Source organism: Microbacterium sp. IO18 (assembly GCF_049099505.1).
GTDB classification, from domain to species: domain Bacteria; phylum Actinomycetota; class Actinomycetes; order Actinomycetales; family Microbacteriaceae; genus Microbacterium; species Microbacterium aurugineum.
Window position 1 is genome coordinate 1,396,262 of the sequence record NZ_JBMJAF010000001.1, and the last position, 23,451, is coordinate 1,419,712.

The 23,451-nt window shown below is 69.2% G+C and carries 26 protein-coding genes; 19 read left to right on the plus strand and 7 right to left on the minus strand.

Features of this window, described 5'->3' with window-relative positions; translation table 11 throughout:
- Window positions 1-10: 10 nt before the first annotated feature.
- Genes flgB through ACLF6J_RS06745 form a run of 12 tightly spaced genes read left to right on the plus strand, consistent with a single transcriptional unit; the run spans window position 11 to window position 10,544 of the window.
- Window positions 11-352 carry a flagellar basal body rod protein FlgB gene (gene flgB, locus ACLF6J_RS06690; RefSeq protein ID WP_047524147.1) on the plus strand — a complete coding sequence of 114 codons (342 nt, stop codon included), beginning with the start codon at window positions 11-13 and terminating at the stop codon, window positions 350-352.
- Window positions 349-741, plus strand: coding sequence for a flagellar basal body rod protein FlgC (locus tag ACLF6J_RS06695; protein WP_047524146.1), 393 nt, complete (start codon window positions 349-351; stop codon window positions 739-741). Before flgB ends, ACLF6J_RS06695 begins: the two co-directional genes overlap by 4 nt.
- Window positions 741-1,043, plus strand: a complete 303-nt coding sequence (fliE, locus tag ACLF6J_RS06700) for a flagellar hook-basal body complex protein FliE (RefSeq protein ID WP_047524145.1) — start codon at window positions 741-743, stop codon at window positions 1,041-1,043. Before ACLF6J_RS06695 ends, fliE begins: the two co-directional genes overlap by 1 nt.
- Complete coding sequence (gene fliF / locus ACLF6J_RS06705) at window positions 1,043-2,668, plus strand: flagellar basal-body MS-ring/collar protein FliF (RefSeq protein WP_134353141.1); 1,626 nt, start codon at window positions 1,043-1,045, stop codon at window positions 2,666-2,668. Before fliE ends, fliF begins: the two co-directional genes overlap by 1 nt.
- Window positions 2,665-3,669, plus strand: a complete 1,005-nt coding sequence (fliG, locus tag ACLF6J_RS06710) for a flagellar motor switch protein FliG (protein ID WP_134353140.1) — start codon at window positions 2,665-2,667, stop codon at window positions 3,667-3,669. The genes fliF and fliG overlap by 4 nt, the downstream gene beginning before the upstream one ends.
- Window positions 3,659-4,264 (plus strand): FliH/SctL family protein, encoded by a 606-nt coding sequence (locus ACLF6J_RS06715; protein ID WP_134353139.1) that lies wholly within the window; start codon window positions 3,659-3,661, stop codon window positions 4,262-4,264. Before fliG ends, ACLF6J_RS06715 begins: the two co-directional genes overlap by 11 nt.
- Window positions 4,261-5,556 carry a FliI/YscN family ATPase gene (locus ACLF6J_RS06720; RefSeq protein ID WP_134353138.1) on the plus strand — a complete coding sequence of 432 codons (1,296 nt, stop codon included), beginning with the start codon at window positions 4,261-4,263 and terminating at the stop codon, window positions 5,554-5,556. The genes ACLF6J_RS06715 and ACLF6J_RS06720 overlap by 4 nt, the downstream gene beginning before the upstream one ends.
- The gene (locus ACLF6J_RS06725; RefSeq protein WP_131492584.1) at window positions 5,553-5,975 is read left to right on the plus strand and encodes a hypothetical protein; all 423 of its coding nucleotides are present in this window, start codon (window positions 5,553-5,555) and stop codon (window positions 5,973-5,975) included. Before ACLF6J_RS06720 ends, ACLF6J_RS06725 begins: the two co-directional genes overlap by 4 nt.
- A complete protein-coding gene (locus ACLF6J_RS06730; RefSeq protein WP_134353137.1) occupies window positions 5,972-7,372 on the plus strand; it encodes a flagellar hook-length control protein FliK in 1,401 nt (466 codons plus the stop codon). The genes ACLF6J_RS06725 and ACLF6J_RS06730 overlap by 4 nt, the downstream gene beginning before the upstream one ends.
- Window positions 7,373-7,387: 15 nt before the next feature.
- Entirely contained in the window at window positions 7,388-7,825 is a 438-nt protein-coding gene (locus ACLF6J_RS06735; protein ID WP_134353136.1) for a flagellar hook assembly protein FlgD, read from the plus strand.
- A gap of 31 nt (window positions 7,826-7,856) precedes the next feature.
- Entirely contained in the window at window positions 7,857-9,017 is a 1,161-nt protein-coding gene (locus ACLF6J_RS06740; protein WP_134353135.1) for a flagellar hook protein FlgE, read from the plus strand.
- Window positions 9,018-9,077: 60 nt separating this feature from the next.
- Window positions 9,078-10,544, plus strand: a complete 1,467-nt coding sequence (locus ACLF6J_RS06745; protein ID WP_134353134.1) for an alanine/glycine:cation symporter family protein — start codon at window positions 9,078-9,080, stop codon at window positions 10,542-10,544.
- A 32-nt stretch (window positions 10,545-10,576) separates the two neighbouring features.
- On the opposite strand, the gene ACLF6J_RS06750 is transcribed toward ACLF6J_RS06745, so the two are convergent.
- Complete coding sequence (locus tag ACLF6J_RS06750; protein WP_134353133.1) at window positions 10,577-12,100, minus strand: SulP family inorganic anion transporter; 1,524 nt, start codon at window positions 12,098-12,100, stop codon at window positions 10,577-10,579.
- Between the two features lie 164 nt (window positions 12,101-12,264).
- Here ACLF6J_RS06750 and ACLF6J_RS06755 point away from each other — a divergent pair, with 164 nt between their 5' ends.
- Window positions 12,265-12,669, plus strand: coding sequence for a MerR family transcriptional regulator (locus ACLF6J_RS06755; RefSeq protein ID WP_372492645.1), 405 nt, complete (start codon window positions 12,265-12,267; stop codon window positions 12,667-12,669).
- Here the strand turns inward: ACLF6J_RS06755 and ACLF6J_RS06760 are convergent.
- Both ACLF6J_RS06760 and ACLF6J_RS06765 read right to left on the minus strand, forming a co-directional pair.
- Window positions 12,662-13,147, minus strand: coding sequence for a hypothetical protein (locus tag ACLF6J_RS06760; protein WP_134353132.1), 486 nt, complete (start codon window positions 13,145-13,147; stop codon window positions 12,662-12,664). The two genes, ACLF6J_RS06755 and ACLF6J_RS06760, sit on opposite strands and share 8 nt — an antisense overlap.
- Window positions 13,148-13,274: 127 nt before the next feature.
- A complete protein-coding gene (locus ACLF6J_RS06765; RefSeq protein WP_244093606.1) occupies window positions 13,275-14,660 on the minus strand; it encodes a TrkH family potassium uptake protein in 1,386 nt (461 codons plus the stop codon).
- Window positions 14,661-14,878: 218 nt separating this feature from the next.
- Between ACLF6J_RS06765 and nhaA the strand changes: the two genes are divergently transcribed.
- The 3 genes from nhaA (at window position 14,879) to ACLF6J_RS06780 (ending at window position 17,435) form a co-directional block, all read left to right on the plus strand.
- Window positions 14,879-16,177 carry a Na+/H+ antiporter NhaA gene (nhaA, locus tag ACLF6J_RS06770; RefSeq protein ID WP_134353130.1) on the plus strand — a complete coding sequence of 433 codons (1,299 nt, stop codon included), beginning with the start codon at window positions 14,879-14,881 and terminating at the stop codon, window positions 16,175-16,177.
- Between the two features lie 116 nt (window positions 16,178-16,293).
- Complete coding sequence (locus tag ACLF6J_RS06775; RefSeq protein WP_244093604.1) at window positions 16,294-16,827, plus strand: excisionase family DNA-binding protein; 534 nt, start codon at window positions 16,294-16,296, stop codon at window positions 16,825-16,827.
- A 35-nt stretch (window positions 16,828-16,862) separates the two neighbouring features.
- The gene (locus tag ACLF6J_RS06780) at window positions 16,863-17,435 is read left to right on the plus strand and encodes a PIN domain-containing protein (protein ID WP_134353129.1); all 573 of its coding nucleotides are present in this window, start codon (window positions 16,863-16,865) and stop codon (window positions 17,433-17,435) included.
- Between the two features lie 81 nt (window positions 17,436-17,516).
- Here ACLF6J_RS06780 and ACLF6J_RS06785 read toward each other — a convergent pair whose 3' ends face one another.
- The 3 genes from ACLF6J_RS06785 to ACLF6J_RS06795 are packed head-to-tail and all read right to left on the minus strand — an operon-like array spanning window position 17,517 to window position 19,599.
- Window positions 17,517-18,284, minus strand: coding sequence for an ABC transporter permease (locus tag ACLF6J_RS06785; protein ID WP_134353128.1), 768 nt, complete (start codon window positions 18,282-18,284; stop codon window positions 17,517-17,519).
- Window positions 18,281-19,045, minus strand: a complete 765-nt coding sequence (locus ACLF6J_RS06790; RefSeq protein WP_244093602.1) for an ABC transporter ATP-binding protein — start codon at window positions 19,043-19,045, stop codon at window positions 18,281-18,283. The genes ACLF6J_RS06785 and ACLF6J_RS06790 overlap by 4 nt, the downstream gene beginning before the upstream one ends.
- Entirely contained in the window at window positions 19,042-19,599 is a 558-nt protein-coding gene (locus ACLF6J_RS06795) for a TetR family transcriptional regulator (protein WP_166804704.1), read from the minus strand. Before ACLF6J_RS06795 ends, ACLF6J_RS06790 begins: the two co-directional genes overlap by 4 nt.
- An 80-nt stretch (window positions 19,600-19,679) precedes the next feature.
- Here ACLF6J_RS06795 and ACLF6J_RS06800 point away from each other — a divergent pair, with 80 nt between their 5' ends.
- From ACLF6J_RS06800 to ACLF6J_RS06810, 3 genes are read left to right on the plus strand one after another with little or no spacing between them, the layout of a single operon-like run.
- On the plus strand, window positions 19,680-20,369 hold the full coding sequence (locus ACLF6J_RS06800) for a TetR family transcriptional regulator (protein ID WP_134353126.1): 690 nt from the start codon (window positions 19,680-19,682) through the stop codon (window positions 20,367-20,369).
- A gap of 50 nt (window positions 20,370-20,419) precedes the next feature.
- On the plus strand, window positions 20,420-21,358 hold the full coding sequence (locus tag ACLF6J_RS06805) for an ABC transporter ATP-binding protein (RefSeq protein WP_134353125.1): 939 nt from the start codon (window positions 20,420-20,422) through the stop codon (window positions 21,356-21,358).
- The gene (locus tag ACLF6J_RS06810) at window positions 21,351-22,151 is read left to right on the plus strand and encodes an ABC transporter permease subunit (RefSeq protein ID WP_134353124.1); all 801 of its coding nucleotides are present in this window, start codon (window positions 21,351-21,353) and stop codon (window positions 22,149-22,151) included. Before ACLF6J_RS06805 ends, ACLF6J_RS06810 begins: the two co-directional genes overlap by 8 nt.
- Here the strand turns inward: ACLF6J_RS06810 and ACLF6J_RS06815 are convergent.
- Window positions 22,102-23,439 (minus strand): FAD-dependent oxidoreductase, encoded by a 1,338-nt coding sequence (locus ACLF6J_RS06815; protein WP_134353123.1) that lies wholly within the window; start codon window positions 23,437-23,439, stop codon window positions 22,102-22,104. The genes ACLF6J_RS06810 and ACLF6J_RS06815 overlap by 50 nt on opposite strands.
- Window positions 23,440-23,451: the final 12 nt, after the last annotated feature.

Consider the following 23,451-nt stretch of genomic DNA (forward strand, 5'->3'; position numbering starts at 1 on the left):
GAGCCGGTTCGTGTTCGATTCTGTGACCATCACCGCACTGACGAGTGCGCTCGACGGCCTCGCGCTGCGTCAGCGGGCCATCGCGGACAACATCGCCAACATCAACACCCCGAACTATCACGCCAAGCGCGTGCAGTTCGAAGAGGCCCTCGCCCGCTCGGTCGATGCCGGCGACGGTCGGGTCGGCGCGACGGTCGGCACTTCGCTCGAACCGACCCGGCTGAACGGCAACAACGTCAACCTCGACACCGAGACCCTCTCCAGCGTCGACACGATGCTGCGCTACCAGTTCGCGACGCAGGCCGTGAACGGCTCGTTCTCTTCGATGCGCACGGCGATGAGGACCTCATGACCTTCGATGCGATCGGGATCGCGAGCACCGGACTCACCGTGCACCGCAAGTGGCTCGACGCCATCAGCGACAACATCGCGAACATCAACACGGCCACCTCGACCGACGGTGCGGCGTTCCGGGCACGGTACATCCTCGCCCAGCCGAGCGATCAGTCGCCCGGTGTGTACGTTGCGGGCACCGTGCAGGGCAGCGCCGTGGGACGGGTCGTCCATCAGCCCGACCACCCGCTCGCCGACGCGGACGGCTACGTCCGCTACCCGGACATCGACCTGGGTGATCAGATGAGCCAGCTCATCCTCGCTCAGCGCGGCTACCAGGCCAGCGCCGGCATCGTCGATCGTGCGCGCAACGCCTACGAAGCAGCTCTCCAGATCGGACGCAACTGATGGACCCGCTCGCCGGCATCGAGGGCATCTCCTCGGGTTTCACGCTCACGCCACCCGTCGCCCCCACGAAGGGCACCGACGACACCGCCTTCGCGAACAGCGTCACCGGGGCGATCGACGAGCTGCGTTCACTGCAGTCGGAGTCCGATGCCCTCAAGGTCGCCGCGGTCACCGGTGACCTCGACGACATCCACGCCGCGATGATCGCCTCCTCCCGCGCCTCGGTGACGCTCGAGCTGGTCGCCGCCGTGCGCAACAAGGGCGTCGACGCGTTCAATGAGATCATGCGGATGCAAGCCTGATGCCCCAGGCCGTCACCACCGTGTTCCAGCGGATCGGACGCGTGATCGCGGGCTTCTCGCTCGCGCAGCGCACGATCGCGATCATCGGCGTCGCCGTGCTCGCCCTCGGTATCGTCGCGCTCTCCAGCTGGCTCACCCGCCCCACGTACACCCCGCTCTTCTCCGGCATGAGCGCCTCCGACGCGAACGCCGTGGTCGAGCAGCTGCGGTCGTCGTCGGTGCCCTACGAGCTGGCGGACGGCGGCGCGACCGTGCTCGTCCCCGAGAAGGACGTCTACGACCAGCGGCTCGCCGCGGCGTCCGCCGGCCTTCCCGGCGCGAGCTCGGGCGGCTACTCGCTGCTCGACGACATGGGGGTGACGACCTCCGAGTTCCAGCAGTCCGTGACCTACAAGCGTGCGATCGAGGGCGAGCTCGCGGCCACGATCTCGTCGATCGAGGGAGTGACGGCGGCCTCGGTGCAGCTGGCCATCCCGGAGGAGAGCGTCTTCGTCTCGGAGACCGTCGACGCCACGGCCTCGGTGTTCGTGGAGACATCCGGTAACGCGACGCTGACCCCGAAGCAGGTCGAGGCCATCGTGCATCTCACCTCCGCGGCCGTCAGCGGGATGAAGCCCGAGAACGTCGCCGTGGTGGACCAGAGCGGACAGACGCTCTCGGCCGCGGGAGTCGGGACCACCGGCGGCGTGGACCAGCAGGCCAGCGACTACGAGGCTCGGGTCACGGCGAACGTCCAGCAGATGCTCGACACCGTGGTCGGGCCCGGCAACGCCAAGGTCACCGTGGTCGCCGAGATCGATCACTCCGTCAACGAGCGCGTCGAAGAGACCTACACCCCGGCCGAGGGCGCTCCGCCGCTCACCGAGCAGACCAGGACCGACAGGCAGGACGGATCGAGCTCGAACGCGGGAGTGCTCGGCCCCGACAACATCGCCGTGCCGTCCACGGACGGCGACGGCACCTCCGAGTCCACGGAGACCTCGAAGACCAACGCGGTCAACAAGAGCACGCAGAGCACCTCCACGCCCGCCGGCTCGCTGCTTCGCCAGTCGGTCTCCGTCGCGGTCGATGCGGGAGCAGGCGGTGACCTGAGCGCCGCACAGCTGAGCGACCTCGTCGAGACCGCCGCCGGGATCGACACCGAGCGCGGCGACTCGATCGCGGTCGAACTCGTCTCGTTCAACCAGACCAGTTCCGAAGCAGCGCAGGCCGCGCTGCAGGCCGCCAAGGAGACGGAGGCCGCCGAGCGCCAGGCGGTCCTGCTGAACACGCTGATCATCGCCGCCGCGATCGCCCTGCCGCTGCTGCTCGCCGTCATCGCCGCTCTGGTGCGCATGCGCCGCCGCGCGAACTCGGCGACCGAGTTCGACCAGCTCTTCGGCGACCGCCCGGCGCCGCTCTCGGCCATCGGCGCCGGCGCCACGACGGCAGCGATCGACCAGGCTGCCACGACCCCGCTCGCCTTCCTCGAGACGACCCCCGACCCCGAGCCCGAGCCTGATCCGGAACCCGCGCAGGTCAGCCTCGAGCGTCGTCGTGCCGAGATCGACTCCCTCACCCGGCAGGACCCGAAGCGCACGGCCGAGCTGCTGCGCACCCTCATCGACGACAGGCAGCACGTATGAGCGGGCTGACCGATCGGCAGACCGCGGCCGTCGTCCTGATGAACCTCGATCGTGCACAGGCGATCGAGGTCATGAAGCACCTCTCGGAGTCGGAGGCGGAGGCCGTCGCCGCCGAGATCATCGGCCTCCAAGACCTGGATGCCGCCACCACCGCGCAGGCGCTGGGCCAGTTCCACCGCATCGCGAGCGGGCACCTCCCTCCCGCGCGCGGAGGTCGGGACATCGCCGCCGGACTTCTCGAGGCCTCGTTCGGCGCAGAACGCGCGGCCGCCGTCCTCGGCAGGGTCGGTTCGACGGCGATGAACTCGTCGTTCGACTTCCTGGGCTCCGCCGACCCCGCCCAGCTGGCGACGCTGCTCGACGGAGAGCTCCCGCAGACCGTGGCCCTCGTGCTCGCGCACCTGCCCACCGAACGCGCCGCCGCCGTACTGGCGGCTCTCCCCGACCCGACCCGCACCGACGTGGCGCACGCCATCGCCACCATGGGGACCGCGTCCCAGGAGGCGATCGCGATCGTGGCCGATGCGCTGAAGACCCGCACCGGGACCTTCGCGAGCCGTGATGCGCCCGAGACCCTCGGCGGCGTCGAGCCGCTGGTCGAGATCATCGCCCGCTCCGGAGCGACCGTCGAGAAGGCTCTGCTGGCGAGCATCGAAGATCGGGACAGCGCGCTCGCGGAGGACATCCGTTCACGCATGTTCACCTTCGCCGACATCGTCAAGCTCGACGATCGAGACACGCAGCGCGTGCTGCGCGGCATGGACATCCGCTCCCTCGCACTCGCTCTGAAGGGTGCCAATCAAGGGATCGCGGACCTCATCCGTCGCAACGTCTCCGAGCGCAACCGCGAGAACCTCGACGAGGAGGCGCGGACACTCGGCCCCGTGCGGATGTCGCAGGTCGAGGAGGCCCGGGCCGAGATCGTGCGCACCATCCGCGCGCTCGAAGCCGCCGGCGACATCACGGTGCAGCGCACCGACGAGGACGAATATGTCTACTGACGCCTTCTCTCCCGTGCTCTTCCCTCGTCTCGACCGACGCGAGGACGGCTCGGAGCATGCGCGGGCGCGGCTGCGCGGCTACGCGGACGGTCACGCGGAGGGATATCGCGCCGGGCTCGCGGAGGCCGCATCCGCCCAGCGCGTCGCAGATGCGGAACGCGCCGCCCGCGAGCAGGCATCCGCCCGCCGCGTCGAGGACGCCGTCTCCGCACTCCACGCAGCGGCGCGCTCCTTCGGCGAGCGGGAGCGGGAGCTGACCTCCGCCGCACAGGACCACGTGCTGCGCTGCGCGATCGAGCTCGCGGAGCTCATCCTGCTCGGCGAACTCACGGATGCCGGTGCCGCCGCCGCCGCCGCGGCACGTCGTGCCCTCGAGGTCGGCGAGCCCGACGAGATCCGCGAAGTGCGCCTGCACCCCGACGACCTCCGCACGCTGGAAGGCACGGAAGGCACGATCGCCGGTCTCCTGCTGATCGCCGATGACACGCTCGACCGCGGAGACGCCGTCGCGACCCTGGACCACGGCCGCATCGATGCCCGGGTCGGGAGCGCGCTCGAACGTGCTCGTCGCGCACTCGCCGAGGCCGGATCATGACGGCCTGGGAGGCGGTGCGCGAGGCCGTGCGGCCCGAACGCGTCGGGGTCGTCTCGCAGGTGCGCGGACTGAGCGTGCAGGTGCGCGGCCTCGACGGCGCGGTCGGCGACGTGGTGACCCTCGGCGGGATGGACGCCGAGGTGGTCGCGGTCGGCGAGGGCGGGTTGCGGTGCATGCCGTTGGGCGCCGTCAGCGGGCTCACGGTGGGGGCACCGGTGCGCGGTCGCGGCGGACCCCTGCGCGTGCCGACCGGAACGCCCCTGCTCGGACGTGTCCTGGACGGGCTTGGCCGTCCCATCGACGGGAAGGGGCCGCTGCACGGCGCCACCGAGGTGAGCCTGGATCATGCTCCGCCGTCGATCATGGGCCGCGATCGGATCGACTCCCCGCTTCCGCTCGGGGTGCGGGCGCTCGACACCCTCGTCAGCGTCGGCCGAGGGCAGCGCGTCGGGCTCTTCGCGGGCTCCGGTGTGGGCAAGTCCTCGCTGCTGTCCATGATCGCGCGCGGCACCGACGCCGAGGTGACGGTGATCGCCCTGGTCGGTGAGCGCGGTCGCGAGGTGCGCGAGTTCATCGAGGACGATCTGGGTCCCGAAGGCCTCGCCCGCTCGGTGGTCGTCGTCTCCACCTCCGACCAACCGGCCATGGCGCGCATCCGTGCCGCCTACACGGCGACGAGGATCGCCGAAGCCTTCCGCGACGACGGCGCGCACGCGATCCTCATGATGGACTCCCTCACCCGCGTCGCGATGGCGCAACGTGAGATCGGTCTCTCCGCGGGCGAGCCCCCCGCCACCCGCGGGTATCCACCGTCGACCTTCTCGCTCCTCGCGGGCCTCCTCGAACGCGCGGGCACCGATCGCGGTGGTTCGATCACCGGCATCTACACCGTGCTCGTGGACGGCGACGACCACAACGAACCGATCGCGGACACCGTGCGATCGATCCTCGACGGTCACGTCGTGCTGGATCGGGCGCTCGCGTTGTCCGGACATCATCCGGCGATCGACGTGCTCGGCTCGGTCTCCCGCGTGGCGGGCAAGATCACCGCCGCCGGACAACGGTCGGATGCGGCGACCCTGCGTGCCGTGCTCGCCGCGCGTCGACGGGCGAACGACCTGATCGACATCGGCGCCTACCAGGCGGGAGCGGACGCGCGCATCGACGCCGCGATCACCCATGAGCGGGCGATCTCCGCCTTCCTCACCCAGTCCCTCGATGAGACGAGCGGGATCGACGAGTCCTGGCGTCGACTCGAGGAGCTCGTCTCGACGTTCGGAGCTGTCGCATGAGCCGGTCCTTCTCCTTGGCGGGTCTGCTGCGCGTGCGCGAGATCCAGGAGAGAGCCGCTGCGCAGCGGCTCTCCCGGGCGGTGATCGACGCACAGCACACCGAAGCCCGCGACCGGTCGCTGCGTGCGCACCTGGCGGGGAGCGGGAACGAGGCCGTCGACGTCCGCTCCCTCGCGGCCCTCGCTGCGGCGCGCGTGGCAGGCCGGACGCTGCTCGCCGATCTGACGACGCTCTCGGAGCTGCAGGAGCAGACGGTGTCACAGGCCCGCGCGGAGCATGCCGAGGCGCGGAGAGCGATGCGCGGACTCGATCGCCTCGCCGAAGCGCATGCCGAGAAGACGCGGACCGCCGAGCTGCACGCCGAGCAGGCCGAGCTGGACGAGATCGGCGTACGGACCACGACGGAGGGGCAGTCATGACAGCTCTCGGCATCATCGACGTCCTCGACCCGCGTGCCGCGCGGCCCAGCGGCGGCACGGCGCCCGCCCGCACCGCGACGGCAGGCGCCGCCGCGTTCGCCGATGTGATCCACGATGCCTCACGCGCAGAGCGCGCGCAGGATCTGCCGGTGGACGCCGCAGCGGAGGGCGCCCCGGAGCACGAAGCCTCTCCGGAGAGCACGCTCTCCGATCCTCCACCGACCGCGCCGCTCCACGGCGCTCTCGTCGTTCCCGAGACGGTCGGGCTCGTCCCGTCCGCTCCGCCCACCCCCGCCGACGGACCGGAGGCGGCATCGGCCGTGGCCGACGGCATTCTGGCGGCGACCACCGAGACGTCTACGATCGCGAGCACGTCCGTTCCGCTCGGTCAGAGCAGCCAGGAGCCCGCCGCCGCGGGGACGCTCGTCGCGGCGCAGGTCGTCGAGGCCGTGCGCGAATCGACCGCCCCGGCCGTCGCATCGTCGTCGCGGGTCTCGGCGGCGGCCGTCCCCCTCGGCGTACCGGCTCCAGCCGTCGTCGATTCCTCGGGAGACGCAGACACCACCGCGGGCGTCTCGGCTGCCGCTTCCGCGCGCACGGGGGTCGAGGGCGGCGCGTCTGCGTCCGTGGCGATGCCCCCGGTGCCGGCTTCCCCGCCCGCTACGGAACTCGTGTCGGGCGCAGACGCGAAGGCGGCTCCCCCTCTCCCTGCTGCGGAGGAGCCGATGCCGGATGCCCCGCGCGTGTCACCCTCACCCGCGCCTCCGGTATCGACCACCCCAGCGCCCGCCTCCACGCCCTCGGCCGGGGAAGCGGTCGTGCCGGCACTCACGGGGTCCCCGTCGATCCCGCCCCCGCTCGCCCCCACGACCCCGGCGGCGGCTGCAGCGATCGCCCGACCCGTCCTGCTCCCCCAGCTCGCCGCACCGGTGGTCTCGCTCGCGCAAGCCGCAGACGGCGATCACAGCCTCACCCTCACGGTGTCCCCGGAGAACCTCGGTCCCGTGACCGTGCGGGCGCACATCTCCGGCGGCGCCATCCACATCGAGCTGCATGCGCCGAACGATCTCGGGCGCGAGGCTCTGCGCGTGATTCTCGCCGACCTCCGCCGGGACCTGGCCGCTGCCGCCCCGCACGCGACACTCATGCTCTCGACCGCGGACGACGGACCCGGCCCCCTGCACCCGCAGAGCGCGCCGAACGGAGGCGCTCTGAACGGGGGCACCTCGAACGGCAACGCGGCGAGCGCGGGCGGCGGTCACTCCCGTGGCGATGCCCCCGACGACCGGGAAGCCGCCGAGGCTCGCGCGACCCCGGAGCCGCCCACCGCCTTGGCCGACCGACCCGGCCCCCTCCCCCTCCGCTCGCCGCACGGCGGCATCGACGTCTTCGCCTGATCCGAGAGGAATCCCATGACCGACCCGATTTCCGGCACCCTCCCCGCGTCCGGGGTGCACACCGGGAGCACCACACCCCCGGCGGAGCGCAAGAAGACGCTCGACTCCGAGGTCTTCCTGAAGCTGCTGGTGACGCAGCTGACCAACCAGGACCCGAGTTCCCCCATGAACACCAACGAGATGATCTCGCAGACCACCCAGCTGGCCTCGATGGAGCAGCTCACCGCACTCTCCGCGACGTCGACCGAGAACTTCGCGCTCAGCATGCGCCAGACGGCCGCCGCGCTGATCGGCCACGAGGCGCAGTACGTCGACGAGGAGGGTGTCACGCAGAAGGGCATCGTCACGTCGGTGTCGTACGCCGGCCCGGTCCCGCTCGTGACCATCGGCGAAGCGTCCATCCCGCTCGATGCCGTCTCCGGCGTCTCCCTCGTCTCCCGCCCCCAGTCCTGACCAGCCCCGCACATCCCAGAAAGGCATCATCATGCTCCGCTCCCTCTTCGCCGGAATCTCGGGTCTGCGCTCGCACCAGACCATGCTCGACGTCACGGGCAACAACATCGCCAACGTCAACACGACCGGGTTCAAGGCTTCGGCCGTGCAGTTCCAGGATTCGCTCTCGCAGCTCGTCCGCAACTCGATGATGCCGCAGCAGGCCTCCGGCGGTCAGAACCCCGCGCAGGTCGGCCTCGGCGTGCAGGTCGCGGGAATCAGCACGAACTTCGCCTCCGGCGCCCCGCAGCCCACCGGAGTACCGACCAACCTCATGATCGCGGGCGATGGCTTCTTCGTCGTGCGCTCCGGGGGCGAGACCCTGTACACCCGCAACGGCGGGTTCTCGTTCGACGCGAGCGGCAAGCTGGTCTCTGCCGACGGCGCGCTCGTGCAGGGATGGACGGCTCAGAACGGCGCGATCGTCCCCGGCCAGGGCATCGGCGACATCCGGCTCCCCGTCGGAGCCCTGAGCCCCGCCACCGCCACCACCACCGCCCGCGTCACCGGCAACCTGCCCTCCGGTGCCGCCGTCGGCGAGCAGCTGGTGCGCGACATCAAGACCTACGACGCCGAGGGCGCAGCCACGTCGCTGCGCCTCACCTTCACCCGCACCGCCACGGGCTGGGACGTCACCGAGCCCGGCGGTGCGACCACCGCCCTCGCATTCACCGACGGCGCGCAGACGGCCGCGTCCTCCATCGTGTCCGGGGGCGTCACGGTCGACCTCTCGGCGGTCACCGGCTTCGCGGACGTCAGCGATGTCGCGATCAAGGAGCAGAACGGCAAGCCGGCCGGCACGCTGAGCTCGTACGCGCTCCTGAACGACGGCAGCCTCGTCGGTACCTTCAGCAACGGAGACACCGAGGTGCTCGCTCGTGTCGCACTGGCCGGCTTCGTCAACCCGGGCGGACTCGAGAAGGCCGGATCCTCGCAGTTCCGCCCCAGCGGCAACTCCGGGGAGCCGACGCTGGGAGAGGCCGGAACCGAGGCCCTGGGCGGCATCATCAGCGGTGCACTCGAGATGTCGAACGTCGACCTGTCGCAGGAATTCACCAACCTGATCGTCGCGCAGCGCGGTTTCCAGGCGAACGCCCGCATCATCACCACCAGCGATGAGGTGCTGCAGGAGCTCACCAACCTCAAGCGCTGAGCGGCGGGCAAGCGCGGCGGCCCGTGACATCGCGGGTCGCCGCCCTGCCATACTGTGCGGATGGATGCTGTGAATGAGTGGCTGCTGACCTGGGGCGACAACCTGTGGACGTGGCTCGTCCTGCCGATCGTGGTCCTCCTCGGCCTGTACTTCACGGTGCGCTCCGGCGTCGTACAGTTCCGGTTGATCCCGGAGATGTTCCGCACCCTGAGGGATCGGACGCCACGCACCGACACCGGCGAGCCGCAATCGGTCTCCGCGTTCCAGGCCTTCACCATCTCCGCGGCCTCCCGAGTGGGAGTGGGCAACATCGCCGGAGTGGGAACCGCGATCGCGATCGGTGGTCCCGGGGCGATCTTCTGGATGTGGCTGATGGCCTTCATCGGTGGTGCATCCGCATTCATCGAGTCGTCCCTGGCGCAGCTGTACAAGACGCGTGACAAGGACGGATTCCTGGGCGGACCCGCGTACTACATGCAGCGCGGACTCGGTGCCCGATGGATGGGCGTGCTGTTCGCCGTCATCCTCATCATCTGCTTCCCCATCGCCTTCAGCTCCTTGCAGGCGAACACCATCAAGGCGACCATCTCGGGGAGCTTCGGCGACGAGTCCGCCGCCTGGTTGCCCGTCGTCATCGGCGCGGCACTCGCGCTGCTCATGGGTCTGGTCATCTTCGGTGGTGTGCGCCGGATCGCGTCGGTCACCCAGACGCTCGTGCCGGTCATGGCGCTGCTGTACCTGCTGCTCGGACTGGTGATCGTGGCGATGCACATCGAGCGACTCCCCGAGGTCTTCTCCCTGATCTTCACCCAGGCCTTCGGGCCGAACGAGATCGTCGGAGCAGCCCTCGGCTACATCATCCTCACCGGCGTCAAGCGCGGGATGTTCTCCAACGAGGCCGGCCTCGGCTCCGCGCCGAACGCCGGCGCGAGCGCCGCCGTGACGCACCCCGTCAAGCAGGGCCTCGTGCAGACGCTGGGCGTCTACTTCGACACGTTCCTCGTGTGCTCGATCACCGCGTTCATCATCCTCGTCTCGGTCCCCGACCTCGCGAACGCGGAGCGCGGCATCGACTTGACGCAAGGGGCGATCGTCGGCGCCCTCGGGAGCTGGTCGAACATCCTGCTGATCGTGATCATCTTCCTGCTCGCGTTCAGTTCGATCCTCGGCAACTACTACTACGGACAGACCAACATCGAGTTCATCACCTCGAACCCCGGTGTGCTGCTCGGCTACCGTCTCTTCGCGATCGCCGCGGTGTTCGCCGGTGCGCTGGTCTCGGCCGACGTCGTCTGGAACTTCGCCGACGGCGCGATGGGCTTCATGGCGATCGTGAACCTCGTCGCGATCGCTCTGCTCTCCGGCGTCGCCTTCAAGCTCCTCAAGGACTACACGCAGCAACGACGAGAGGGACTGGATCCCGTCTTCACCCAGGCGCGACTGCCCGGGGTGCGCGGGATCGAGGTCTGGGAGAACGAGCTGTCGGTGACGGGTCCGATCGACCTGCCCCGGGCTCGTCGGCGCTGAGGGGCGGAAGGCCGGATAGGGGACGCCCCTGCTCAGTGCCCGGCGCCGAGGTTCCCGCTCAGACGGCGACGGAACGCTGCTGCGGTGTCGTTGAGCCCCTGGATGGTGGCCGTCTTCCCGAGACGCTCGTACTTCGTGGCCACCGCGTCGAGCGCAGCCACCGTCGAGGCGTCCCAGATGTGTGAGCGCGTCATGTCGATGACCACGTGCTCGGGGTCGTCCGCGTACTCGAACTGGGTCGTGAGGTCGTTGCTCGAGGCGAAGAACAGCTCCCCGACGACCTCGTAGTGCGCGATGTCCCCCGACTCCGACGGGGCGACGGTGCGGGTCACCGTGACGAAGTGCGCAACCCGCCGGGCGAACATGATCATCGCCGTGAGCACTCCGAGGACGACACCGATCGCGAGGTTGTGGGTCCAGACGGTCGCGGCGACGGTGATCACCATGACCGCGGTCTCGCTCTTCGGCATGCGGCGCAGCGTCGACGGGCGGATGCTGTGCCAGTCGAAGGTCGAGATCGAGACGAGGATCATCACGGCGACGAGGGCCGCCATCGGGATCACCGCCACCACGTCGCCGAGTGCGAGCACGAGGATGAGCAGGAAGACACCGGCGAGGAACGTCGAGATGCGCGTGCGCGCACCGGACGCCTTCACATTGATCATGGTCTGGCCGATCATGGCGCATCCGCCCATCCCGCCGAAGGCTCCGGAGAGCACGTTCGCGACGCCCAGGCCCCAGGCTTCACGGGTCTTGCGCGAGTGGGTGTCCGTGATGTCGTCGACCAGCTTGGCGGTCATGAGCGTCTCGAGCAGGCCGACCGCCGCCATGGCGAGAGCGAACGGGCCGATGATCCCGAGCGTTTCGAGGGTGAAGGGGACGTTCGGGATGAACAGCTCGGGCAGGCTCTGGGGAAGCTCACCCTGATCGCCCACGTTCGGCACGGTCCACCCGAAGACGACGACGGCGCCCGTGAGCAGCACGATCGTGACCAGCGGGGCCGGCACGACCTTGGTGATGCGCGGCATGAGGAACAGGATGGCGAGGCCCGCGGCGACGAGGGGATACACCAGCCACGGCACGTCCCAGAGCTGGGGCAGCTGCGCGGTGAAGATCAGGATCGCCAGCGCGTTCACGAAACCCACCATCACCGAGCGGGGGATGAATCGCATGAGCTTGGCGACACCGAGCAGGGCGAGGCCGATCTGGATGACGCCGCCGAGGAGCACGGTGGCGATGAAGTAGTCCATCCCGTACTCCCGCGCGACCGGCGCGATCACCAGGGCGACGGCCCCAGTGGCCGCCGTGATCATCGCGGGGCGTCCGCCGAGGAAGGAGATCGCGACGGCCATCACGAACGAGGAGAAGAGGCCGACCCGGGGGTCGACCCCGGCGATGATCGAGAAGGCGATCGCCTCGGGGATTAGCGCGAGGGCCACGACGAGCCCGGCGAGGACCTCACGGGTGAGCAGACGCGGGTTCCGCAGCGCCTGCATGACGGTGGGTTCGATGCGGTAGCGAGACGGGCGTTCCGGGGCGGGGACGACAGCAGTCATGTGCTCTCCTGGAAGGGCTTGCGAAGGAGCGGAGGGCGCGCACGGACCGTGCGCATGCGCCACGGAGCTCGGCACGGAAGAATGGGGGATGCGCAGAAATGCGCGCACGCAGACTCTAACGTAACGTGAGGTTTGCTGTCGAGTCAGGGAAAGGACGCCGATCCGTGGAGCACGAAGAGACGATGCGCATCGGCGAGGTCGCCGACCAGACGTCGTTGTCCTTCCGCACCCTCCGTCACTACGAGGATGTCGGGCTGGTGACCCCGACCGGCCGCACGGACGGCGGCTTCCGGCTCTACACCCCGAAAGACGTCGGCCGCCTCATGATCGTCCGACGGATGAAGCCGCTCGGCTACACGCTGGATGAGATGCGAGCGGTCCTGGACGTGGTCGACGCCCTCGCCGACGAGCCGGACAGCGAAGATCTCCAGGAACGGCTCAGCGCGCTTCGCCAGGAAGCGACAGCCCGGCGCGAACGCCTCGCGAACCAGGTGGGGATGGCGGACGAATTCCTCGCCCAGCTCGCGCAGTTCTCGGCGGCCGAGAGCCCGCCGCGCCCCGCTAGATGACGTCGCGCGTGCAGGTGTCGCGGATGCTCTCGCCGCGCAGGTCCTCCCAGGGGATGGCGGCGTACCCGACGATGCCTCGGCCGGTGCTCGCGAGCTCGTCGACGCGCTGCGCGAGCAGCCCGCGACGATCGATCCCTGACAGGTCGATGACGACGACGTCGACGTAGCGCCCCCGCGTTCGTTCGAGCTCGCTGTGCAGCCGCCGCGCGATACCCCGAGCGGTGAAGCGCAGCGATCGGCGCCTCGCGTCGGGGCCGCGATAGGTGAGGACGAGGTGCCTCAGGTCTCCGTACGCGCCGCTGGCCGCGAGCGCCTCGGCCGCCCCCGCACGCAGCAGGCGTCCCGCCTCGCGACGGCGTTCGACGCCGGTCAGGTCGATCGACCACACGAGACAGCGCGCGTCAGTCACCTCGGGCGCGGCGGACGGCGAGGGATGGGCGTCTGCGATGTCGCCCCTGTACGCGATCGTGGTGTGCATCAGGTCTTCCGGTCGTCGAAGAGTGGTGCCGACCAGGCTTCCCGGCTCTCCGGCCCGACCTGCGGGCTTGCACGGAAGTCTAGGCCGGATGCATCGGACGCCTCATCGCGCTCAGGCGTGTCGGCGACTACCCGAGGATCGGACGGTCGGTGGGATAGGTGAAGTGCTCGGTGCGCTGTCGCACGGCGAGGGCGGCGGCGAGACCGATGGGGCCCACTCGTCCCGCGAGCATGAGTGCGGACAGGACGAACTTGCCGAAGGGGTCGAGGTCGGCGGACAGTCCGACCGAAAGCCCACAGGTCGCGAACGCGGAGATGACCTCGAACAGGATGTGGTCGAGCGGCGCCCTGTTCGTGAGGGTGAGGAGCACCGTCCCCGCGAGGACGAGGGACGCCCCGAGGAAGGTGACGGAGATCGCGACACGGAGAACGCTCTCGGGGAGTCGTCGTTCGAAGATCGCGATGTCCCTGGTGCCTCGGGCCTCGGCGACGATGGCGAGGAACAGCACGGCGAGCGTGGTGACCTTGATACCCCCGGCGGTCGAGATCGAACCGCCGCCGACGAACATGAGCGCGTCCGTGAGAAGGAGGGTCGTCGAGGTGGACTGCTCCGTGTCGACGATCGCGAACCCCCCGGAGCGCATCATCGTCGACGCGAACAGCGCATGGAGGATCCGATCGAGCGGATTCAGGGTGCCGATGGTCGCGGTGTTGTTCCACTCGCTCGCCCCCCAGCTGACCGCGCCGACCAGGAACAGCACGAGGGTCGTCGTGACGGTCAGCTTGGTGTGCAGCGACCACCGTCCGCGCCCCCACAGATGAGCGATGACGGCGAGGTACACCGGGAATCCCAGGCTGCCCGCGATCACGCCGACCATGAGCACCCCCATGATCCAGACGTTGTGGCTGTAGACCGCGAGACCGCCCGGATCGAGGACGAACCCGGCGTTGTTGAAGGCCGAGATGCTGTAGAACAGGGCGTGCCACGGGCCTCGCACCCAGCCGTCCTCGACGATGAACGCCGGCAGCAACAGCGCGCAGAGCGCACCCTCGATGATGAACGTGGTCAGCACGACGATCTTGAGGAGCCGCTTGACGTCGCCCAGGGGCGTCGCCCCCATCACCTGCTGGGCGAAGACGCGTCCGCCGAGCCCCAGCCTGCGCGTGACGGCCTGGGTGAGCAGCAGCGCGACGGTCACGATGCCGAGCCCGCCGGTCTGGATGGCGAGCAGGATCACGATGTGCCCGAACAGCGACCAGGACGTCCCGGTGTCGACGGAGGTCAGACCCGTCACGGTCACGGCGGACGACGCGGTGAACGTCGCATCCTCCCACGGCGCGGCGACACCGTCCGCCGCGGCGAACGGCAGGCGCAACAGCGCGGTGAAGAGCACCGCCGCGAGCACGAACACCGCGATCGACGCACGGGCCGGCGAACGACGGGGGAAGTCGGCGATCCAGCGGATCGGCGCCCACAATCGCGCGGTCCGGACGTTCGGCTGACTGGTGGTCACCACGGGCTCCTTGTCGGGTCGCCGAGCCGACTCCCGGCGCACCGACCATTCACAGTACAGCAGCGGTCGGACGCGGAAACGGGTGGCGACACGGGGCTGCGCGCCCCGGGAAGGCTCCTGGGTGCGCACGCCGGCTTCCACCGTTCGGGTAAGCTGGGAGGCGGAGTGTCGGGAAGCCTGGTCGACGAACACACGCTCATCGACCCGAAAGCTCCCGCATGGTCAAGCCCTCCCCGCGACTCGCCAAAGTCCGCGCCGTCTTCCCCTCCTCCTCCCGCGACGAGTCCCGCCGCATCGGCGAGATCCTGCGCAAGGAGACCGTCGGCGGCATCCTCCTCGTGTCGCTCGCCGCGATCGCGCTGCTCTGGGCGAACTCGCCCTGGGCGGAGTCGTACTTCGCGCTGCGCGACTTCGAGATCGGATACGAGCCCTGGCATCTGCGTCTGAGTCTCGGCGCCTGGGCCGCGGACGGCCTGCTCGCGATCTTCTTCTTCCTCGTCGGTCTCGAGCTCAAGCGGGAGTTCGTGGCCGGCGATCTGCGCAGGTTCAGCACGGCTGTGGTTCCGATCGTCGCTGCAGTGGGCGGCGTGATCGTGCCCGCGGTGATCTACCTCGCCGTGGTGGCAGGCTCGCCGGAAGCCGCACACGGGTGGGCGATCCCGACGGCGACCGACATCGCGTTCGCCGTCGCCGTGCTCGCCATCATCGGATCCCACCTGCCGAGCGCGTTGCGGATCTTCCTGCTCACCCTCGCGGTGGTCGACGACCTGATCGCGATCGGCATCATCGCGCTGTTCTACACCGAGACGATCGACGTCCTCCCCCTCGTGCTCGCCCTCGTCGTGATCGCGGTCTACGGCGTGATCGCGCAGCGGTATCGCGACTTCTTCCACCTGCGCCCCACTGCGGCCTGGCTCATCCTCCTGCCGATCGGCCTGGTCGCCTGGGCACTGGTCCACGCGTCCGGCGTCCACGCGACGATCGCGGGCGTGCTGCTCGGCTTCACCATCCCAGTACTCCACAAGAAGGCCGACCGAGGACCCGACTCGGGTCCTGGTCTCGCCGAGGTGTTCGAGCACCGCTTCCGTCCGTTGTCCGCAGGGTTCGCGGTACCGGTGTTCGCGTTCTTCTCCGCCGGCGTCGCGATCGGTGGAGGCGAAGGTTTCGTCTCGGCCTTCACGGACCCCGTCGTCGTCGGGATCGTCGTGGCCCTCGTGGTCGGAAAGCCCCTCGGCATCACGGCGGCGACCTGGATCATCACCAGGATCCGGCGCATCAACCTCGATCCCTCACTGCGGTGGATGGACATCGTCGGTGTCGGCCTTCTCGCCGGGATCGGGTTCACGGTCTCCCTCCTGGTCGCGGAGCTGAGCTTCGCCGCCGGCAGTGAGCACCACGACCACGCCAAGGTCGCCATCCTCACGGCATCCGTCGTCGCGGCCCTCGCCGCCTCGGTGCTGCTCGGCATCCGCAACCGCCGTTACCGCCGACTCGACGCTGCGGACGCTCAGTCCTGACCTTCGGACCCCGTCAGGACGACCCGCGCAAAGTCGGGTTTCGCTTCCTTCGATTCTTTCGCATCTTTCGTTTCTCGTTTAGGCTGTGTAGGTACCGCTCCTCGCAGACGCGATGGATGAGCCAAAAGGAGGACGAAGCGATGACCGCCACGCGAGCACAGGACGTCACTGTCTCTCCCGCGCCTGAACAGGCGGAGAACATCGCCACGCTGCTGAGCTTCATGGAAGCTCACGAAGCGAAGCGCGGCACCGTACCCGCAGCCGGATTCTTCCTCAGCGGAGCTGGCGAGCACGACCGCGTCGAACTCAACGAGCAGCTGTACGACGTACTGAAGCAGGCTGTCGAGGCTCTCAGCCGCGGCCAGTCCGTGAGCCTGTCCGCCAGGGATCAGGAGATCACCACTCAACAGGCCGGCGAGATTCTCGGCATCAGCCGACCAACGGTCGTGCACCTCATCGAATCCGGCGAGATTCCCGCTCACGTACCCGGCACTGTACGCCGCAAGTTGTACCTCTCCGATGTACTGACGTACCGAGACGAGATTCGGGCCCGTCGAAACGCCTTCATCGCCGAAAGCTCCGCACGCTACGGCGACGCGGATCTCGAAGATGTCGACGCGCTCGTCGCTGAGGCCCGCGAGGCCCAGTAGCTCGAGTGCAACGATGCGTGTGCCACACTCATCGGGTGTACACGGCTGTCCTCGACACCTGCGCTCTCGTCCCGAGTCTCCAGCGCGACTTGCTGCTGCAACTTGCCGCTGAGCGAGCCTACGCACCGCGCTGGGGGACCGGCATCTTGTTCGAACTCGACTACGTGCTCGAACGGATCGACAGGAAACGGGGCGTCGAGCAGGCGCCCAGCGATCGCTATCGCGTGCGCCTGTTCGAGCAGATGCACAAGGCGTTCCCCGGAGCGACCGTGAACGCGCCGAAAGACGGTAGTTACACGTACGCGCTGAACGACCTTCACGACGGACACGTCGCTCACACGGCGATCATCGGCAAGGCAGACGCGATCGTCACGAACGACGGGCGCGCGGGGTTCAGAACCTCTCACGTGCTGCTCGAGGCGAACATCGAGACCGTCCACCCCATCGAGTTCGCCACGAACACCGTCGCTGCTCACCCTGAAGCAGGTGTGAGCGCGCTCCAGGAGATCGCTTCGCGACGCAGCACGACACCAACAGATATCCTCGACGACCTTCGCGACGGCTATCGCATGACGGGCGTCGATGAGATCCTCCGCCCGCTACTCTGAGTCGCCGGCACAGCAATCCCCCCTCGGATGCAAGGCCACGGACCTACGGGGCTGCACCCCGACAGCGTGGACCGCGTGGCGTCACCGCGCCTCGGCCGTCTGCCACCACCACCAGGTCGCGGCGGCCGAGGCTGCTCCGATCGGCAGCGCGAGGAGCAATTGGAGCGGTGTGACCGCTTCGGCGAGACTCGCCCCGCCCAACCCGGACCACATGCCGGGAGCGGCATACGGGAACCACGCCCCGGCGCCCAGCGCAACAACGACCTGAGTGATCACGACCACGGCGAGCAGCGCGGAGATCGCGGGGAGATAGCCCCGGGCAGCGCTGGCGACCAGTGCCAGCGGCAGCGTGAGCACGACGGTGAGCGCTCCGACGACGGCGATCCGCCCCGCCCCGGCCGCGGCGTCCGCGTCGGGGACACCGAGTCCGATCAGCGCGCCGGCCACGAGGGTGAGCGTCGCGGCGACACAGGATACGAGGATGCCCCACACCATCGTGATGAGCATCTTGGCGGAGGCGAGGGCGCCGAGAGATGTCGGAGCGGCGAAGAGCGCCCCGAACGTGCGGTCGGTGAACTCCCGTCCGAACACCCAGGCGACGACGACGCCGACCGCGAGCAGGGCGCCCACCGACATGATCTGCGCCGAGAAACCGGTGATGCCCGTCCACCCCACATCGGTGAAGAGTGCCGCAGCCTTGATCGCGAGCGCGCCGTCCGAGTCGGAACGCACCACGACGAGGAAACCCGCACTCATCGCGGGAACGAGGAGCGTGATGAGGACGGTCGCGACACGCACCGTCGTCGCCCTGCGGAACTTGATCCATTCCACGGCGAGCGCAGCCCTCATCCTGCTCCTCCCCCGTCGACGCCGTCCTGGACGGAGACCATGTCGAAGAACTGCCGTTCGATGTCGACACCCTGCGGCGGGAGGGTTCCGATGAGCGACCCGCGGTGCATCACGCTGATGGTGTCGGCGATGCGGGCCATCTCGTCGAGGTGATGGCTCGAGATCAGGATCGCGGCACCGCTCGCCGCGGCCTGCTGCAGCATCCTGCGGACGACGTGCACCCCTGCGGGGTCGAGACCGTTGGCCGGCTCATCGAGGATCAGCAGCCGGGGTCGATGTGCCAGCGCTCCGGCCAGCCCCAGGCGCTGCCTGTTCCCGAGCGACAGGGAGTGCGTTCTCCGATGCGCCCACTGACCGAGTTCGAGCTGATCGATCATGGCCTGCGCGGCCTTCGGAGCATCCGCACGCGACACCCCGTGCAGTCGGGCCGCAGCGACGATCGTCTCCGTGACCGTGAGTTCCGCGTAGGTGAAGGGCGTCTCGATCATGTGGCCGACGTGACGCCATTCCCGTCGCGGCAGCCTCTCCACCGGGACCAGGTCGTCCTCGCACCGGATACTCACCCGTCCGGCATCGAGGCGGATCATGTCCAGCATCGAGCGCATGAGCGTGGTCTTTCCCGCCCCGTTCAAGCCGACGAGCGCGTGGATGCTGCCGCCGTGCACGTCGAGGCTCACCCCGCGCAGCGCGACCTCGTCTCCGTACCGCTTGTGCACCTGCCGGGCGGCGATCATCACCGGCAGCGCTCTCGTCGCGGTCACGGCTTCGCCCCGGTGGCGAGCAGGCCGAGCGCATCGACGATCGTCGGGCCGAGGGGTGCATCGGACGCTTCCGACCCCCACTCCAGAAGCGCCGCCATCACTGCCCCCAGACAGGCGCCCGCGGCGACGACCGCCTCGCGCCTCGGCGTCCCCTGAGCGGTCAGGGCCTCGACGATGAGGGATTCCGTCTGCTGCGTGTTCTGCCAGGCCCTGGCACGTAGCCGCGGGTGACCCGCGATGATCGTCACTCGGGTGCGCGTCTCCTCCGGGGTTGCCGCCGGCACGGAATCCCACGCGCGCAACAGGCCCCTTCGCACCCGCTCCACGGAGGGCAGGTCGGCGGGTTGTGCCGCCACCGCCTCCGCGATGAACGGATCATAGGGATCGTCGAGGATCGCGTCCTCCTTCGTCGGGAAGTGCCGGAAGAAGGTCATGTGCGACACTCCGACATCGCGAGCGATCTGCTCGACCGTGACGTCGTCGAAGCCGTGCTCGGAGAACAATCGCAGGGCGGACGCCCGCAGGCGTTCGGCGGTGGCGGAGGTGCGGGCCATGCCAGTCATGTTAGTCACTAACATCACTGGCATGCAATCACCTCTTGCGCGTGACTGAACAACCGTTTAGCATCCTGACTATGCGTTCAGCATCCGAGGACCTCACGACACGGGCGCGCATTCGCGACGCCGCGATATCGCGGTTCGGTCAGCAGGGTTTCGCGAGCACGAGCGTGCGACAGATCGCACAGGATGCCGGCGTGAGCCCGGCGCTCATCCTCCACCACTTCGGCAGCAAAGAGGGGCTGAGGGAAGTGTGCGACGCCCACGTCGTGAACGAGTTCGTGGCCGAGCGCGACGGCATGACCGGCGCTGACGCCTCCCGGCTGATGCGCCAGGCCCTGGACTCGCTGGAGGAGCGCAACGCCGGTCTGGACTACCTCGCTCGGATGCTCGTCGACGACTCCGGCGCGTCCGACCGGCTCTTCGATACGTTCCTCTCCAGCACCAGGGAGATGCTGCGCGAGCAGATCGCCGAGGGGACGATGCGCCCACAATCCGACCTCGAAGCGACCGCCGTGTACATGACCCTCTACGGCCTCGGCCCCGTCATCCTGCGACGCCAACTCGCCCGCGCCTTCGGCGAGACCACGCTGACGACCTCCCTGCTGGAACGCTCGACCATCCCCGTCCTGGAGCTGTACACGCACGGCCTCTACGCCGACGATCGGCTGCTCGTCGCCGCCAAGGAAGCGCTGTCCAGACGCAGCGGCCCTCGGTCCGACAAAGGAGAGAACGACCCGAATCAGGATCCGGATCCGCCGCGCTGACGCGCAGACCGAACCCGATTCCTCTCCACCCATCCGAAAGGAGCAGGGAAATGACCCCTGCCATCGAACTGACCCGCCTCCGCAAGCGATACGGCCGGCACACGGCCGTCGACTCCCTGGATCTGAGCATCGAGCCCGGCACCGTGTTCGGCCTGATCGGCCCCAACGGCGCAGGCAAGACCACGACGCTGCGCATGATCCTCGACATCATCCGCCCCACCGAGGGGACCATCCGGGTCCTGGGAGAAGACCCGCGCCGAGGAGGCCCTGCCCTTCGACGGCGCATCGGGTTCATCCCGGGTGAACTCCGACTCGACGGCCGAGCGACCGGACGGCGCATGCTGGACTTCTACGCCGAGGTGTCCGGACCCGTGAGGCCCGGCATGATCGGCGAACTCGCGGACCGACTCGACCTCGATCTGAGCCGCCCGGTGCACGCACTCTCGAAAGGCAACAAGCAGAAGCTCGGTGTCGTCCAGGCCTTCATGCATGAGCCGCCGCTGCTGGTGCTGGACGAGCCGACCAGCGGACTCGATCCCCTCGTGCAGCGCGAGTTCCTCCACCTCATCACCGACGCGAGGGATCGGGGCCAGACCGTGCTGCTGAGCTCACACGTCCTCAGCGAGATCCAACAGACGGCCGACGTCGTCGCCGTCCTCAGTCAGGGGAAGGTCGTCGCGGAAGGCGACGTGGCGTCGTTGAGACTGGGGGCCGTCCGTCGAGTGCGGGCCGGCCTCCTCGCGACGGACGAGTCGACGATCCGCGAGCAGCTCGGCGCACTGCCGCAGGTCACGGATCTCGAGGCGCGCGGCGCGGCCGAGACCGTGCGCGTGAGCGCCACCGTCGAAGGCGACATCGATCCGCTGGTGAAGGTGCTCGCCCATCACCGCGTCATCGACCTGGCGATCGAGGAACCAGACCTGGAGGAGTCCGTGCTGAGGCTCTACGGCGAACCCTCGCAGTCGGAGGAAGGTGGTCGCGATGCGTGATGCACTCCCCGTCTTCCGGCGCTCCCTCCGCGAGGACTGGCGCGGGACCCTGGGCTGGACCATCGGCGTCGCCGCCGTGCTGTTCATGTACCTGCCACTCTTCCCCAGCATCGGCGGCAACGGCCAGATGCAGCAGATCATCGACAGCCTCCCGCCTGAGCTGGTCGGAGCACTCGGCTACGACCAGATCGGTACCGGTGCGGGATACGCGCAGGGCACGTTCTACGGGCTCATCGGCTTCCTGCTGTTGACCATCGCCGCCACATCCTGGGGCGCGGGCGCCATCGCCGGCGCGGAGGAGTCCGGCCGACTCGAACTCGATCTCGCCCACGGGGTCGGGCGTATGAGGTATGCACTGGAGTCCGCCGCCGCGATCCTGGTCAGGCTCGCCTGGTTGGGCGTCTTCGCCGGGGCGGTCGTCGCGCTGCTCAACGACTCCGCCGCACTCGACATCACGCCGATCCACATCGTCGATGCCACGGTCGTCTTCGTCGGGCTCACCGCGCTGGCGGGGAGCACCGCGCTGTTCGTCGGCGCGCTGGTCGGTCGCCGCTCCTGGGCGGTGGCAGCGGGTGCGGGCATCGCGCTCGCCGGATACGCCTTCAACGCCATTGCCAACCAGGTCGAGGCGGTCGAATGGCTGCGCACGATCTCGCCCTACTCCTGGGCCTTCCACCAGCCTCCGCTCGCCGAGGGGCTCAGCCCGAGCGGGGCAGTCGCCCTGTGGGCGCTGAGCCTCGCGTTCATCGCGGGGAGCGCATGGGCGCTGCAGCGACGTGACGTGATCGGCTGAGTGGTGGCGCCCCGATCTGCAGCACGGAGGGAGCGGCACAGCACCCACCCGCAGCAGCATCGAAATCACCGGATCCCCCGCACACTCCGGTGGCCGGGAGGACCAGTTCGTTGCGAGCCGCCGCCTCCTGATCGCCCGCGAGATGGGCGACGACGCTGCGCACCTGCTCGTATCCGGTCATCGCGAGGAAGGTCGGCGCCCGGCCGTAGGACTTCGCCCCGACGATGAAGAGCCCGGGTTCCGGGTGCGTGAGCTCTCTCGCACCGGTCGCCCCCACGGACCCGCAGGAGTGGATGTTCGGGTCGATCTCGGATGCGATGCCGGCGACGGCCTCGAGCGCCGGATCGAGATCGACCCGCACTTCTCGGAGGATCTCCGTATCGGGCCGGAACCCGGTGAGCGCGAACACGCGTCCGACCCCGCTGATCTCACGCCCGTCCTCGGCGAGGATCGTCAGATCGGACCCCTCCTGGCGGAACTCGGCGACTCGGAATCCTGTGACGAGATCCACGGCCCCGTCATCGATCACCGTGCGCGCACGAGAGCCCAGCACGGCCCGCTCCGGCAGATCGTCTCCGGCGCCCCCTCCGAAGATGTTCGCGGTGCTCCCCCGGCGCAGCGCCCACGTCACCCGCGTGCCCGGGTTCCGTCGCGCCATCTCACTCAACCGGAGGACGGTGTGCGTGGCGGAGTGCCCTGATCCCACCACGACCACATGCGCGCCTGCGAGCTCCGAGACATCCGCCGGGATGCGATACGAGATCAGTCGGCTCGACGCGGACTCCCCGATCGCGGGGAAGCCGTCGGCGCCTGCCGGATTGGGAAGCGCCCAGGTGCCGCTCGCGTCGATGACGGCACGAGCGAGAAGGCGGGATTCCCGGCCGTCGGCGTCGACGGTGTGCACCACGAACGGCTGACTCCGCCGCCCTCCGTCCACGACCTTGTCGCGGCCCTGCCGAGCGACTCCGGTGACAGTCGTCTCGTAGCGGATCCACTCATCGAGGACCTCTGCGAGAGGCGCGAGGTAGGCGCTGACCCACTCCGCGCCGGTGGGATATCCCGCGACGGGCGCGGTCCACCCGGTCGGCTCGAGCAGCCGACGGCCGGCGGCATCCGTGAGCTCCGGCCACGCCGAGAACAGGCGGACGTGTCCCCATTCGGAGACGGCGGCGGCAGGACCGCGCCCGCGCTCGACCACGATCACGTCCTGCTCGCGTTCGACGAGATGCGCCGCGGCGGCGAGCCCCTGCGGGCCCGCTCCGATGACGACGACGGGAAGCTCGGACATCACACTCTCCTC

Coding starts and splice junctions, on each gene's coding strand:
- ACLF6J_RS06720 (WP_134353138.1), top strand. CDS start 4,261: ATGACGGCCTGGGAGGCGGTGCGCGAGGCCGTGCGGCCCGAACGCGTC.
- ACLF6J_RS06760 (WP_134353132.1), bottom strand. CDS start 13,147: ATGCACACCACGATCGCGTACAGGGGCGACATCGCAGACGCCCATCCC.
- ACLF6J_RS06715 (WP_134353139.1), top strand. CDS start 3,659: ATGTCTACTGACGCCTTCTCTCCCGTGCTCTTCCCTCGTCTCGACCGA.
- ACLF6J_RS06735 (WP_134353136.1), top strand. CDS start 7,388: ATGACCGACCCGATTTCCGGCACCCTCCCCGCGTCCGGGGTGCACACC.
- ACLF6J_RS06795 (WP_166804704.1), bottom strand. CDS start 19,599: ATGGCCCGCACCTCCGCCACCGCCGAACGCCTGCGGGCGTCCGCCCTG.
- fliE (WP_047524145.1), top strand. CDS start 741: ATGGACCCGCTCGCCGGCATCGAGGGCATCTCCTCGGGTTTCACGCTC.
- ACLF6J_RS06750 (WP_134353133.1), bottom strand. CDS start 12,100: ATGACTGCTGTCGTCCCCGCCCCGGAACGCCCGTCTCGCTACCGCATC.
- fliF (WP_134353141.1), top strand. CDS start 1,043: ATGCCCCAGGCCGTCACCACCGTGTTCCAGCGGATCGGACGCGTGATC.
- fliG (WP_134353140.1), top strand. CDS start 2,665: ATGAGCGGGCTGACCGATCGGCAGACCGCGGCCGTCGTCCTGATGAAC.
- ACLF6J_RS06800 (WP_134353126.1), top strand. CDS start 19,680: ATGCGTTCAGCATCCGAGGACCTCACGACACGGGCGCGCATTCGCGAC.
- ACLF6J_RS06730 (WP_134353137.1), top strand. CDS start 5,972: ATGACAGCTCTCGGCATCATCGACGTCCTCGACCCGCGTGCCGCGCGG.
- ACLF6J_RS06810 (WP_134353124.1), top strand. CDS start 21,351: ATGCGTGATGCACTCCCCGTCTTCCGGCGCTCCCTCCGCGAGGACTGG.
- ACLF6J_RS06805 (WP_134353125.1), top strand. CDS start 20,420: ATGACCCCTGCCATCGAACTGACCCGCCTCCGCAAGCGATACGGCCGG.
- ACLF6J_RS06725 (WP_131492584.1), top strand. CDS start 5,553: ATGAGCCGGTCCTTCTCCTTGGCGGGTCTGCTGCGCGTGCGCGAGATC.
- ACLF6J_RS06785 (WP_134353128.1), bottom strand. CDS start 18,284: ATGAGGGCTGCGCTCGCCGTGGAATGGATCAAGTTCCGCAGGGCGACG.
- ACLF6J_RS06695 (WP_047524146.1), top strand. CDS start 349: ATGACCTTCGATGCGATCGGGATCGCGAGCACCGGACTCACCGTGCAC.
- nhaA (WP_134353130.1), top strand. CDS start 14,879: ATGGTCAAGCCCTCCCCGCGACTCGCCAAAGTCCGCGCCGTCTTCCCC.
- ACLF6J_RS06740 (WP_134353135.1), top strand. CDS start 7,857: ATGCTCCGCTCCCTCTTCGCCGGAATCTCGGGTCTGCGCTCGCACCAG.
- ACLF6J_RS06745 (WP_134353134.1), top strand. CDS start 9,078: ATGGATGCTGTGAATGAGTGGCTGCTGACCTGGGGCGACAACCTGTGG.
- ACLF6J_RS06815 (WP_134353123.1), bottom strand. CDS start 23,439: ATGTCCGAGCTTCCCGTCGTCGTCATCGGAGCGGGCCCGCAGGGGCTC.
- ACLF6J_RS06775 (WP_244093604.1), top strand. CDS start 16,294: ATGAGCCAAAAGGAGGACGAAGCGATGACCGCCACGCGAGCACAGGAC.